Origin of the sequence: Xenorhabdus sp. SGI246, from assembly GCF_040838225.1 — a bacterium.
In the GTDB taxonomy this organism is placed as follows: Bacteria; Pseudomonadota; Gammaproteobacteria; order Enterobacterales; family Enterobacteriaceae; genus Xenorhabdus; species Xenorhabdus indica.
In genome coordinates this window covers 15,025-27,800 of record NZ_JBFPEZ010000025.1, presented here as the reverse complement: position 1 = coordinate 27,800, position 12,776 = coordinate 15,025, and the positions used below count along the sequence as shown (strand labels likewise).

The 12,776-nt window shown below is 42.4% G+C and carries 11 protein-coding genes; 4 read left to right on the top strand and 7 right to left on the bottom strand.

Annotated elements, in window-relative coordinates; translation table 11 throughout:
* Nucleotides 1–68: 68 nt before the first annotated feature.
* A complete protein-coding gene (locus ABLA85_RS06425) occupies nucleotides 69–287 on the top strand; it encodes an inositol monophosphatase family protein (protein WP_367962376.1) in 219 nt (72 codons plus the stop codon).
* Between the two features lie 141 nt (nucleotides 288–428).
* Here the strand turns inward: ABLA85_RS06425 and ABLA85_RS06420 are convergent, their stop codons facing one another.
* Both ABLA85_RS06420 and ybfF read right to left on the bottom strand, forming a co-directional pair.
* Nucleotides 429–1,166, bottom strand: a complete 738-nt coding sequence (locus ABLA85_RS06420; RefSeq protein WP_367962373.1) for a class I SAM-dependent methyltransferase — start codon at nucleotides 1,164–1,166, stop codon at nucleotides 429–431.
* A gap of 292 nt (nucleotides 1,167–1,458) precedes the next feature.
* Nucleotides 1,459–2,253 (bottom strand): esterase, encoded by a 795-nt coding sequence (ybfF, locus tag ABLA85_RS06415; RefSeq protein ID WP_367962370.1) that lies wholly within the window; start codon nucleotides 2,251–2,253, stop codon nucleotides 1,459–1,461.
* A gap of 260 nt (nucleotides 2,254–2,513) precedes the next feature.
* Here ybfF and seqA point away from each other — a divergent pair, with 260 nt between their 5' ends.
* Both seqA and pgm read left to right on the top strand, forming a co-directional pair.
* Nucleotides 2,514–3,047 (top strand): replication initiation negative regulator SeqA, encoded by a 534-nt coding sequence (seqA, locus tag ABLA85_RS06410; RefSeq protein ID WP_367962368.1) that lies wholly within the window; start codon nucleotides 2,514–2,516, stop codon nucleotides 3,045–3,047.
* A 99-nt stretch (nucleotides 3,048–3,146) separates the two neighbouring features.
* Entirely contained in the window at nucleotides 3,147–4,787 is a 1,641-nt protein-coding gene (pgm, locus tag ABLA85_RS06405; RefSeq protein ID WP_367962365.1) for a phosphoglucomutase (alpha-D-glucose-1,6-bisphosphate-dependent), read from the top strand.
* A 60-nt stretch (nucleotides 4,788–4,847) separates the two neighbouring features.
* Here pgm and kdpD read toward each other — a convergent pair whose 3' ends face one another.
* The 5 genes from kdpD to kdpF all read right to left on the bottom strand — a co-directional run bounded on the left by kdpD (nucleotide 4,848) and on the right by kdpF (nucleotide 12,105).
* Nucleotides 4,848–7,535 (bottom strand): two-component system sensor histidine kinase KdpD, encoded by a 2,688-nt coding sequence (gene kdpD, locus ABLA85_RS06400; RefSeq protein WP_367962362.1) that lies wholly within the window; start codon nucleotides 7,533–7,535, stop codon nucleotides 4,848–4,850.
* Between the two features lie 3 nt (nucleotides 7,536–7,538).
* On the bottom strand, nucleotides 7,539–8,120 hold the full coding sequence (kdpC, locus tag ABLA85_RS06395; RefSeq protein WP_367962360.1) for a potassium-transporting ATPase subunit KdpC: 582 nt from the start codon (nucleotides 8,118–8,120) through the stop codon (nucleotides 7,539–7,541).
* Between the two features lie 86 nt (nucleotides 8,121–8,206).
* Nucleotides 8,207–10,273: a potassium-transporting ATPase subunit KdpB gene (gene kdpB, locus ABLA85_RS06390; RefSeq protein WP_367962358.1), complete on the bottom strand. Its 2,067-nt coding sequence runs from the start codon at nucleotides 10,271–10,273 to the stop codon at nucleotides 8,207–8,209.
* A 32-nt stretch (nucleotides 10,274–10,305) separates the two neighbouring features.
* Nucleotides 10,306–12,012, bottom strand: coding sequence for a potassium-transporting ATPase subunit KdpA (kdpA, locus tag ABLA85_RS06385; RefSeq protein ID WP_367962355.1), 1,707 nt, complete (start codon nucleotides 12,010–12,012; stop codon nucleotides 10,306–10,308).
* Nucleotides 12,013–12,105: a K(+)-transporting ATPase subunit F gene (gene kdpF / locus ABLA85_RS06380; RefSeq protein WP_069202319.1), complete on the bottom strand. Its 93-nt coding sequence runs from the start codon at nucleotides 12,103–12,105 to the stop codon at nucleotides 12,013–12,015.
* A gap of 377 nt (nucleotides 12,106–12,482) precedes the next feature.
* On the opposite strand from kdpF, the gene ABLA85_RS06375 reads away from it, so the two are divergent.
* The gene (locus ABLA85_RS06375) at nucleotides 12,483–12,692 is read left to right on the top strand and encodes a YbfA family protein (RefSeq protein WP_367962353.1); all 210 of its coding nucleotides are present in this window, start codon (nucleotides 12,483–12,485) and stop codon (nucleotides 12,690–12,692) included.
* The last annotated feature ends 84 nt before the right edge of the window (nucleotides 12,693–12,776 follow it).

The window sequence follows — 12,776 nt, the reverse complement described above, 5'->3', positions numbered from 1 at the left end:
ATTGCCCTTGAAGCGGTAAATACATTTCCCGTGATTTTATTTTTGTCAATGATTGTTATCAACATGCTATGGTTGCTGCCGGAAGGTTACATTGTGCTATTGATACAATAATGAAACCGTGGGATAGCGCTGCAATTTTGCCTTGTATTAAAGAAGCGGGTGGTGATTTTTGTACACTGAATGGTAGCCGGGAAAAGGTGATGTTTGGTGGTAGCCTGGTATCGGCATGTAATTCAGAATTACTTAATCGGGTAGTGGAGAGAATGAATTCTTCTGTTACTGGTTAAGTAATTCAGAATTTTCTTATTAATTAAATAGCCTATATTCTTAGGCCATTTATTTTTTCCAATTTAATATTCTCTTCATCTTTCAAATTATTATTTGATTGGTTCATTTTGAAAGATGAAGAGATAAATTATTTGATAGTGTTAAAACTGACAAACAAATGCTATATCATGACAGTTATTCTGGAAATCATCCCAAAAACCTGGTGGGTAACTATCAATATCGCTTTGTAACAGTGTTGGTTTATGCCATGTTAATTGTGTCAGTCCTGCTTTATTGCACGCTGCTTTATGTTGTTCACGACTCCATTGATACATGGTAAAAGGACTGGGTGGAGTGGTAAGAAATTCTGCCTTGACGAAAGCGCCTTCTTTCCAGGGTTCTTGACTAAGAATATTGACACGATAATTTATACAGTTTCCTTTTGCTAACCGATAGTCAGGATCAATGGTATAAGCGATAAGTTTACCATTAGGTGCTAGATTCTTTGCGACTGAACGAAACATCATTTCAAGGTCTTCAAGTGATAGCGCATTACAGAATAACCAAGCTGCAACTATCAGATCAAATTTTCCGAATGATTCCATATTGCAGGCATCTCTTACATGAAATTCGATATTATCACCGTATTGTTGCGATTTGCTTTTGGCAATCTCAATCATGTTATGTGATATATCGACCCCCACAACTCTTGAAGCACCGTGGTTTCTGAACAATCGGCTAAAAAGACCATATCCACAGGCTAAATCTAACACGGATTTTCCTTGTATATCCCCTGCCAGATTGAGGATAGTCCGAATTTCGATGTTGATTTGGGCGGCAGAGTCTGAAAAACTCTCATATAGATCTGCGATAGGATTATATACGTTTTTAGGGTCCATGATTTTTATCCTTTAATTAATATCAATTGAAGGGGATGTTTTTTACTTGGTAAGAATGAAATTTATTATTGGTGTGGTTTTTCCTGATATTTATTTCGTCACAGAACATTAGTGTATAAATAATAATTTAGATATAATTATTTTTGTATTAGTTATATAGTTTAATAAGTATGGAAATAAGGATTTAATAACTAGAATATTAAAAAATAACTTATTAACGATAGTATTGAATATATCTCTTGTTGCTACTAACAGCGTTCAACCCACGTTTACAGGTGGGTTGATATGATGATTATTCTGTTCCTAAAAATCGATGAATTGCCCTGAGTACGGCTTCGGGTTTTTCTGCATGGACCCAGTGTCCGGCACCAGCTATTACCCATGCGTTAGCTTTTGGGAATTGTCTGATAATGTCCTGCCGATATTCCTCGGTAATGTAATCTGAATTTCCACCACGAATGAACAGGGCTGGTTTATGCCATGCCGGGATCGTTTTCCAACCGATAATCTTTTCATATTCTTTTTGCAATACAGGCAGGTTGAATTTCCATTCTCCCTGGCGAAAGGATTTTAGCAAAAACTGGATCACACCATCTTCCTGAATATTCTGTCGCATGATATCTGTTGCCGCTTGTCGGGTTTGTACCCCTGCTTCAGTGACTTTGTTCAGTGCTGTGAAAATGCCATCATGTTGCCGAACCTGATAAGCCACGGGCGCCATGTCAATGACTACAATCTTTTCAATTCGTTCAGGAGCAATTGCTGTCATGCTCATCGCAATTTTGCCGCCCATAGAATGCCCTATGATGATAGCTTTCGGTACATTTAGTTCATCAACAAGTAGTTCATCAAGAAGTGCTAAAACATCCTGAGCCATATCGCGGTAATTCATATTTTCCGAGCGGGGAGAAATACCGTGATTACGCACGTCAATTTGAATAACCGGATAATATTGTTGTAAATCTCGGCCTAATATTCCCAAATTGTTCAAATCACCAAAAAGCCCATGGATAAGAATAATTGGTGTGGAGGACAGTGGGTTTTCCGGTTTGTGTAAATGATAATTTAATTGATTGTTTGACTTCATAATTTGCCTGAGTTTAATGCCATTCATACAATGTTTAATATTGTAGAGTTTAATATCATGACACATTAGCATGGACAAACAAAATGGGGCAAAATGGTTGTAACTGATTGATTTATTTTAGGGGAAAAGCGACTTTTTTCCCAATTCTTAATTGCGGAAAGAATCACTTTAAGTTATTGAAAGCTTAATTGTTTTTTTTTGTTGCATTATATCTTATAATCCGGGAATAATTTTTTCATTAAGAACAGTACTGGATAGAAATGAAAACGATAGAAGTTGATGAAGAACTTTACCGCTTTATTGCAAGCCAAACCCTGCATATCGGTGAAAGTGCATCTGATATTTTACGGCGCATATTGAAATTGAACGCCGGGCAGCCAGTACAAACTACACAGCCTGCCAGCGAGCCTGTCCCTGTCGATAAAGTACCAGCTGTACGTTCCCGTGATACTGTTCGTGTTATGCGCGAATTATTGCTTTCCGATGAATATGCTGAAAAGAAAAAATCTGTTGAGCGTTTCATGTTAGTGTTGTCTACACTGTATAATTTGGACAGTGGAAATTTCTCCAAAGCAACAGAAGAGATGCACGGTCGTACCCGCACTTATTTTGCAGGCGATGAACATACGTTGCTGGTCAGTGGTAAGCAGACCAAACCCCGTCATATCCCCGGCACCCCTTTTTGGGTGATCACCAATACCAATACTGACCGCAAACGCAGCATGATTGAACATGTTATGCAAGGGATGAGTTTTCCAGCAAATTTGATTGAAAAGGTGTGTAGTACTATCTAGTTTAGCTACCTGATTTAGTTAGCACTTTAAACTACTCAGCTTATCTGTTTTATACTGCACTGGAGGGGAATCCAGTGCAGCCTTTCAGGAGAAATTAAAGTGGCAATTCATCCAAGGGCAGGGCAACTGGCCCAGCAGCATGACTTAATCAATGTTGCACTTCTCACTTCACAGTATTACACCGTACAACCCCATCCAGAAAACCCGGCACATAACGTTAAGTTCGGTACTTCTGGTCATCGTGGCAGCGCTGGACGCAATAGTTTCAATGAAGCACATATTCTGGCAATTTCTCAGGCTATTGTGGAAGTTCGTCAGCAGCACGATATCACAGGACCATGCTATGTAGGGAAAGACACGCATGCACTTTCTGAAGCTGCATTTATTTCAGTGCTGGAAGTGCTGACAGCAAATGGTGTCGATGTCGTTGTACAGGAAAATAATGGTTTTACACCAACTCCTGCTATTTCTCATGCCATTCTGTCTTATAATCGCCAGCGGAAAAATTTAGCAGATGGGATTGTAATCACGCCATCCCATAATCCACCAGAAGATGGCGGTATTAAATACAATCCACCGAATGGTGGCCCCGCGGATACGGATCTGACTTCCGTTATTGAGAATCGTGCTAATGAATTGTTAGCAAATAACCTGAACGGGGTTAAACGTCAGCCTTATGAGCAGGCATTGAAAAGTGAATATCTGCATCCACAAGATTTGGTTGAACCTTATGTGACTGCATTAGGTGAAGTTGTGGATATGTCTGCCATTCAAAAGGCGGGTTTGAAAATTGGCATTGACCCGCTGGGTGGTTCAGGTATTGCTTACTGGCAGCGTATTGGGGAGTTCTATAACCTCGATCTGACATTGGTGAATGACAATATTGACCAGACATTCCGTTTTATGACGCTGGATCGTGATGGTGTGATCAGAATGGATTGCTCATCACGTTGGGCAATGGCGGGTTTACTGGAACTACGTGATAAGTTTGATTTAGCTTTTGCTAATGATCCCGATTATGACCGTCACGGGATCATTACGCCAGCAGGTTTGATGAACCCTAATCATTATCTGGCGACAGCAGTGGATTATCTATTCCGTCACCGTCAACAATGGTCTGAAAAAGTTGCAGTGGGTAAGACATTGGTTTCCAGTGCCATGATTGATCGTGTTGTGACTGATCTGGGACGTGAATTGGTGGAAGTTCCTGTTGGCTTTAAATGGTTTGTTGATGGGCTATATAAAGGCGAATTGGGCTTTGGTGGAGAAGAAAGTGCGGGTGCATCTTTCCTGCGTTTTGACGGTACACCGTGGTCAACAGATAAGGATGGTATTATTCTTTGTCTGCTTGCAGCAGAAATGATGGCGGTTACCGGAGAAAATCCGCAGCAACGCTATAATAAATTAGCTGCGCGTTTTGGTACACCGAGTTATAGCCGTCTTCAGGCACCGGCAAGCCATCAACAAAAAGCACAATTGTCCAAATTGTCACCGGAAATGGTTAAAGCTGATAGATTGGCGGGTGATCCTATTACGGCCCGTTTGACAACCGCTTCAGGCAATGGTGCTTCCATTGGTGGGTTGAAAGTGATGAGCGACAATGGCTGGTTTGCTGCTCGTCCTTCTGGTACGGAAGAAGCTTATAAAATCTATTGTGAAAGTTTCCTTGGTGCTGAACACCGTGAAAAAATTGAACAGGAAGCTCAGGAAATTGTCAATCAAGTACTCGCTGCGGGTTAATCGACGCTTAACAATAATAAAAGGAAAGCCGTAGCTGTGACTGCGGCTTTTCCGTGGAGATTACTGCGCAATAGAACAAAGCGGTAAGGAAAAATGGAAGCTGGCTCCACCTTTTTCATTATTCGTTGCCCATATTTTTCCGTTATGGATTTCAATAATGCTATAACAGATTGTCAACCCTAATCCGGCATTAGGTACAGTTGATTTTCGGTGATTATGTGAGAATTTATCAAAGATAGATTGTTCTTGCCCTATTGGAATACCTGAACCTGTATCCCAAACTTCAATATTAACTTGTTTTTTTTCAACAATGGCTTTGATGCCTAATGCTGAATCTTGATTAGTATACTTGATGGCATTCTCCAATAAATTGATAAAAACACGCTCTAATAAGGAAGCGTCACACTGTAGGGTTAAATTGGGGGGTAGGGAAAGTTCTACAGGATAACGGCTGAGTGCATAGCTTAATGAATGCAGGGCATTACCAACAATTTTTTCCAATGAATAACAGCCAAAATTGGGCTGAAGACTGCCTGATTGAATACGTACTATATCCAGAACGTTATTCACCAGATGTGAGGTATTGAGGATTTGTTGGTGAATTTGCTGAAATTGCTTGGCATGACGAGAATTTTCAATGGATAAATCTAATCTTAGTGCTTCTGTCTGTTCAGTGAGGATTGTCAGTGGCGTCAGTAAATCGTGGGACAGTGCAGTCAGAAATGCGTTGCGCAATTGTTTCCATTTGTTATCTAATTTGGCTGTTTCTGCACCACGGGCCAAATGTAATCGTTCTAAGGCGTTAGCAATAATTCCAGTAAAAATATGCAGTAACCGCTGTTGTTCCGGTACTAGTAATTGACGAAGGTTAGGTGATTCAATTGCAAGAACAGCAAATACTTGCGATGGAGTCGCTATGGGAATCAACTGATAAGGTACGCCCGGCAGCGTATCCGTACCGGCTCCGGCAGGTTGTTTTTTCTCAAAACACCATTTGGCAATGGCTTCATCAACCAACATTTGCCCACCATTGTAGGATTTCACCTGATATAGGCGGTTGCTGTTATCTGGTAGTAACAGTCCTGTTTTGGCCTGAAAGCTATTAGATAAAAAGTGGTAGCTGATCCGGGCAACATCTTCTTCATTCAAGGCCCGGCTGAGTTCACGGGTAATTTCATATAAGTGCCGTGTCCGCTGTTCACGATGGCGGGCAACTCTGGCTTGATAACGTATACCCGCAGTCAGGTTTCCCACAACAACCCCTACGATCAGCATGACGATAAAGGCGAGCAGGTACTGCATATCTTTCACTGCCAGTGACCAATGTGGCTGAACGAAAAAGAGATCGAAACTGACAACATTGATAAAAGCGGCAAAGACTGACGGCCAACGTCCATAAAACAGGGCGATGACAACAACACCGAGTAGGTAGAGTGTCACCAGATTAGCTTTATCAAGAGGCAGTAAAACAGCACGGGAAAATATGGTGATTAAGGCGCACAATATAATCGCCATCACGAAGCCTGGGATTTGACTGAGCCACTTTTCATTAAATGAGCGGTGATCGGTGTGTTCTTTATTATGAGTATGCCCTTGTCTTTTATCTTCCAGAGCAATAATAATGATATCCAGATCGGGGCCAAGTTTGCCTAAACGTTCAACGAAATCAGAGCGCCATCTGCGGTTAAAAAATTTTGAATACAAACTATGGTAACGCCCCACTATGATTTTACCGAGGTTATGTTCTCTTGCGTAACGAAGAATAGCCCTTTCTTTATGAGGCTCAGAAAGTGTAGCGGTTTCTGCTCCCAACTCTTGTGCCAGCCTTAATGCTTTTAAAATAGTACGCCGTTTGACCTCTGGCAGTCGGTGCAGTTTAGGGGTTTCAACGTAAACAGCATGCCAGATACAATCCAGTTTTGCGGCAAGCCGGGCAGCTTTGCGGATCAGTTTTTCATTTCCTTCATTATCACCTATGCACAACAGTAAGTTATCCCGTGTATGCCACACTGGCTCTTTTCCCCGTGTATCGCGGAAAGCACGCATCTGATCATCCACACGATCTGCTGTGCGACGTAAGGCAAGTTCACGTAAGGCGATCAGATTTCCTTTACGGAAAAAATGTTCGATAGCCCGTTCCGCCTGACCTGATATATAAACCTTGCCTTCGTGGAGCCGCTGGCGCAGATCATCAGGTGGAAGATCGACTAAAACAACATCATCCGCACTATCAAATATGTGATCGGGAATGGTTTCTCGCACCCGGATGCCGGTAATGCCACCGACAACATCATTCAGGCTTTCAAGATGTTGTACGTTGATGGTGGTCAGGACATCAATGCCTGCTTCCAGAAGCTCTTCCACGTCCTGCCAACGTTTAGGATGACGGCAGCCTTGAGGATTACTGAATGCTAATTCATCCATTAAGATAATGGCCGGGCGGCGGGCGATCGCAGCATCAATATCGAATGCTGCTATTCTGCGATTAGCATAGTGGATATGTTTTGGCGGCAGTTGAGGCAAACCTTTCAATAGTGCTGCGGTTTCTTGCCGCCCGTGTGTTTCAACGACACCGACAATGACATCCAAACCCTGAGCCAGTAAACGTTGGGCTTCCTGTAACATGGCATAGGTTTTACCTACTCCGGCACAAGCACCAAAAAATATTTTCAGCTTGCCACGTGGTTTCTCATTCGCCAATGTTAGCAGATTGTCTGGGTCCGGGCGTTGTGGTTCGGTCTGATCCATAAATTATCGGCCTTGTGGTTGCAAGTTATCTAACGCCAGATTAAGTTTCAGGACATTAACTACAGGTTGACCAATGTAGTGCGGCAGTGGAGAAGTTGTGTTTTCCTGAATCAGTTTATTAATTACATTTACTGGTATGTGGCGGATTGTGGCGATGCGCTGTGCCTGGAATTCGGCTGCTTCAGGTGAAATATGTGGGTCAAGTCCGCTACCGGATGCTGTCACTAACTCGACAGGAATTGGCTGGTTTCCCGGGTAGTTAAATAAACGGATTTTAATAATCTGTTGTTGTATTTTATGAAATAAAATCGGGTTAGTCGGTGACAGATTACTTCCTCCGGATGATAGCGCATTATAGGGTTGTCGGGCAGTCATGGAAGGACGCCCATGAAAATAGACGGCTTTGGTGAATTCCTGCCCGATTAATTCAGAACCGATCAATTTTCCATTCTGTTCAATCAATGAACCGGTAGCTTTATGGTGAAACAAGGCTGCTGAGATCCCGGTGATCAGCAGCGGATAAGCAATACCGGTGATCAGGGTAAGAAATATCAACAAAACAATGGAAGAACGTAACCAAATCATTTTTGTCACCTTACTTGATAGTCAAATTCTAGAATCTAATGATTTGAAAGCTGCATTATCTGAAATTGTTTTATTCAAAATTTGTACTACTTAAAACCGAGTGCTGTAAGTAGCATGTCAATAAGTTTGATGCCCGCAAAAGGCATAAGCAAACCACCAAGACCATATATCCATAAATTGCGCCGCAGAAGTGACAGTGCATTCATCGGACGATAACTGACACCTTTCAGAGCCAATGGCAGCAAAAAGATAATGATGATCGCATTGAAAATAACCGCCGACAGTACTGCCGATTGCGGTGAATGGAGGTGCATAATGTTCAGAGTATTAAGCTGCGGATAAGTGACGGAAAATGCGGCAGGAATAATGGCAAAATATTTGGCAATATCATTAGCAATACTAAATGTGGTCAAAGAACCTCGGGTCATTAGCATTTGTTTACCAATACGTACCACTTCAATTAATTTGGTGGGATTAGAATCCAAGTCCACCATATTGCCAGCCTCTTTGGCCGCTTGAGTACCTGAATTCATCGCAACGGCAACATCAGCTTGAGCCAGAGCGGGAGCATCGTTTGTACCATCACCAGTCATTGCAACCAAACGCCCTTCAGATTGATATTGGCGGATTAAAGTCAGTTTCGCTTCGGGTGTGGCCTCTGCGAGAAAATCATCAACTCCTGCTTCTGCGGCGATGGCCGCAGCGGTCAGATGATTATCGCCGGTGATCATGACAGTCTTGATCCCCATCCTACGCATTTCATTGAAACGCTCCTTAATACCACCTTTGATAATATCTTTTAGGGCAACGACTCCCAAAACCCGCTGATTTTCGGCAACAACCAATGGCGTCCCCCCTTTGCTTGCTACTTGCTGTACCAGTAGATTAATAGCTTCAGGAAATTGACTACGGTTGGCTTCAATATGGCGGCGGATAGCATCAACTGCTCCCTTGCGGATCATACGGTCGTTAATGTTGACCCCGCTCATGCGGGTCATGGCAGAAAAAGGAACAAACGTAGCGTTTAAGGCACGCAGGTCACGTTCACGCATATTAAAACGTTGTTTTGCCAGGATCACGATGCTACGTCCTTCAGGTGTTTCATCGGCAAGTGAGGAAAGTTGAGCCGCATCAGCCAGTTGTTGCTCCGTCACACCGGGAGCAGGTAAAAACTGAGATGCCTGACGGTTACCTAATGTGATCGTGCCGGTTTTATCCAGCAACAGAACATCTACATCACCTGCGGCTTCAATGGCACGCCCACTGGTGGCAATGACATTGGCTTCCAACATGCGACTCATACCCGCAACACCGATAGCAGAAAGTAATCCACCAATGGTGGTGGGAATTAAACAAACTAACAGTGCAATCACCACTGTGACCGTAATAGGAGCACCGACATGGTTGACTTCAACACTGAATAAGGAAAAAGGGAATAAGCTGGCACAGGTTAGCAGGAAAATGATGGTGAGAGCAGTCAGTAGAATCGAGAGGGCAATTTCGTTCGGTGTTTTTCGCCGTTTGGCGCTTTCAACCATTGAGATCATTCTGTCGAGGAAGGTTTCTCCCGGATTGACAGAACATTCTACGACTAGCCAATCTGATAACACTTGGGTCCCCCCCGTTACGGAAGCAAAATCTCCTCCTGACTCCCGGATCACCGGGGCGGACTCCCCTGTGATAGCACTTTCATTAACAGAAGCGCCGCCTTCAATAACTTCCCCATCACAAGGGATAATTTCCCCCGCTTCTATGAGTACAATATCGCCTTTGCGTAAACTATCTGAAGTGACTTTCTCTTTTGTCGCGTCGTGACTGGGTGCAGAAAGTCTGGTGGCCCAAGTTGTTTGTTTTACCCCTTTCAGGCTAGAAGCCTGAGCCTGACTGCGTCCTTCTGCCAGCGCTTCGGCAAAATTGGCAAACAGTACAGTGAACCATAACCATAAAGCAATTGCCCCAGTAAAGCGTGCATCGCCCTCTGCCTGACCGATTAATATACCGAGCCATAACAAGGTAGTCAGGCCGCTACCAAGATAAACGACAAACATGACCGGATTGTGCCACTGAATGGCTGGATGACATTTTTTTATTGAATCGATAATCGCTTGGCGAATGAGATCGGATTCAAATAATGCCTGTTTTTTATTTCTCATTACTTATCTCACAATGTATCTCACAACTTCACCTAATGTGATAGTTGCCAAAGTTGTAAATGTTCAGCAATAGGGCCAAGAGCCAATGCGGGGATGAAAGTGAGGGCGCCAATTAATAAGATGACCAAAATGAGTAAACCAATGAATAAGGCACTATGCGTTGGTAGCGTACCGTTACTGATCGGCTGGCGTTTCTTACTACTCATGGAACCAGCGATGGACAGTACAGGCAGAATGACACCAAAGCGCCCAAGAAACATCACTATTCCTAAGAGCAGATTGTAAAATAGGTTGTTGGCTTCTAGGCCAGCGAAAGCACTACCATTATTGTTTGCCGCAGATGTGACAGCATAAAGTATTTCTGTGAAACCGTGTGCTCCGGGATTGGTTACGGCCGCTCGTCCCACATCAAACGAAACTGACAATGCCGTTCCTAGCAAGATAAGAGAGGGAGTAACTAGAATTGCAAGAGCGACCATTTTCATTTCATGAACATCAATTTTCTTGCCCAAATATTCAGGAGCACGACCTATCATCAGACCCGCAATAAAGACGGCTAACAGAACAAAGAGCAACATGCCATAGAGCCCGGCGCCTACACCACCAAATACGACTTCGCCAATTTGCATTAACCAGAGTGGTATCATGCCTCCTAATGCCGTGAAAGAATCATGCATTGCATTGACTGCTCCACAAGAGGCTGCTGTCGTGATTATGCTGTAAAGGGAGGAAACAAGAATACCAAAGCGACTTTCCTTTCCTTCCATATTGATATTGCTGTTGACTCCTAATTGCATGAAGTGGGGATTACCCGCAGTTTCGGCGTACATCACAACAGATACAGAAATAAGGAAGATAATGCTCATTGCCCAGAGTAAGGCATAACCCTGGCGATTATCTCCGACAACCAGACCAAATGCGAAACACAAGGCGCTAGGGATCAGGAAAATTGCAAGCATTTGTACAAAGTTGCTGATGGCATTTGGGTTTTCAAAAGGGTGTGCTGAATTTGCTCCAAATACGCCCCCGCCATTTGTTCCCAGTAACTTGATAGCTTCCTGAGAAGCAACCGGCCCCATAGGGAGCAGTTGTTGTTGTCCTTCAAGGGTATGGATTGCAACATAGGGAGAGAAATTTTGAATCACGCCCTGGCTGGCAAAGATAAGAGCAAAAATGATCGCCAGAGGTAACAGTAGATATAGCGTGATACGAGTGATGTCAACCCACGCGTTCCCCAGCGTTTTTACACCCTGACGGGAAAATGCTCGTATTAAGGTAAACGCAATGGCAATACCTGTAGCGGCTGACAGGAAGTTTTGCACTGTTAATCCTGCCATTTGGCTCAGATAACTGAGGGTGTTTTCGCCACTGTAGGCTTGCCAGTTAGTATTAGTTATAAAGCTAATTGCTGTATTGAGTGCCAAATCCCATTTCATACCTGCAAAATGTTGTGGATTGAGTGGCAGATGTTTTTGACTTATCAGCAGGATAAATAATAACAGCAAACCTGCAACATTGAATATAATAATGGCAAATGTATATTGCCACCAATTCATTTCTTTGAAGTTATCACCAGGTTTTTGTAAGCCACAACAACGCCATAAGATTATTTCTGTATTTGTAATCCAGCGAGGTAATTCTCCTTCGATTAGGTTAGCGATAAAATTTCCAAGAGGTTTACTTAATATAAATAGAAATAATAAGAAAGTGGCTATCAGCAGAAAAGAAGAGGTTTCCATTTAGAAATCCTCCGCATTTAATAGCGCATAAATCAAATAGAACAGTAATAGCACTACTAGGATCGCGCCAACAATAATGAGTAATTTATTCACCACTTATCTCCTTGTTTACTTCTTAATAGCTGTTTATATCTTAATAACTGTTTACATTTTAATAACAACAGGCGATTGAAAATAAAAGTGACCATATAAAGAAGATTAAAAAGAGAACCTGAAAACGTAAAATATAAATAAATTTGATTGATTCAATGTTATAAAAAATAAGTTTAGCAAATTCTAATGGGTTAATTTTATGTTTTTAAAATGTTTGTTTTGTTTCTGTTTAGATGTTTTTTTGTAATAAAATTACGTTCCGACAAAAAAAGAGTGATTTTAAGCACTAAAAAAGTGGTCTGATCAGTAGTAAAATTTCATTTCATTGAGTAAAATTTAGTATATCTTACAGGTATTGCCCATTTAGGAGGGTCTTTATGTCTACATATCGTGAATATTCTCGGCATCAGGTTCTCTTGCGGCGTATTGGCGCTGTCGCAGTAGGTGTCATTGCGCTTCCTGTTATGTTATTTAGCCGAAACCGTGCCCGTTTTTACAGCTACTTGCATAAAGTATGGGTAAAAACAAGTGATAAACCCGTATGGTTAGAGCGTGCAGATATTGCCTCTGACACGTTAATTCCCTGAATTTTCTACTCTATGACTGGCTGTTCTTCGTTTTTTCTGCATAATGTTTCCTGACTGATATAGCCTACTGAATATAGAATTAAA

Bases quoted from the DNA above. Each gene is read 5' to 3' on its own strand.
- ABLA85_RS06375 (WP_367962353.1), top strand. From the start codon at position 12,483: ATGTCTACATATCGTGAATATTCTCGGCATCAGGTTCTCTTGCGGCGT.
- seqA (WP_367962368.1), top strand. From the start codon at position 2,514: ATGAAAACGATAGAAGTTGATGAAGAACTTTACCGCTTTATTGCAAGC.
- kdpC (WP_367962360.1), bottom strand. From the start codon at position 8,120: ATGATTTGGTTACGTTCTTCCATTGTTTTGTTGATATTTCTTACCCTG.
- ABLA85_RS06420 (WP_367962373.1), bottom strand. From the start codon at position 1,166: ATGGACCCTAAAAACGTATATAATCCTATCGCAGATCTATATGAGAGT.
- ABLA85_RS06425 (WP_367962376.1), top strand. From the start codon at position 69: ATGGTTGCTGCCGGAAGGTTACATTGTGCTATTGATACAATAATGAAA.
- kdpD (WP_367962362.1), bottom strand. From the start codon at position 7,535: ATGGATCAGACCGAACCACAACGCCCGGACCCAGACAATCTGCTAACA.
- kdpB (WP_367962358.1), bottom strand. From the start codon at position 10,273: ATGAGAAATAAAAAACAGGCATTATTTGAATCCGATCTCATTCGCCAA.
- kdpA (WP_367962355.1), bottom strand. From the start codon at position 12,012: ATGGAAACCTCTTCTTTTCTGCTGATAGCCACTTTCTTATTATTTCTA.
- ybfF (WP_367962370.1), bottom strand. From the start codon at position 2,253: ATGAAGTCAAACAATCAATTAAATTATCATTTACACAAACCGGAAAAC.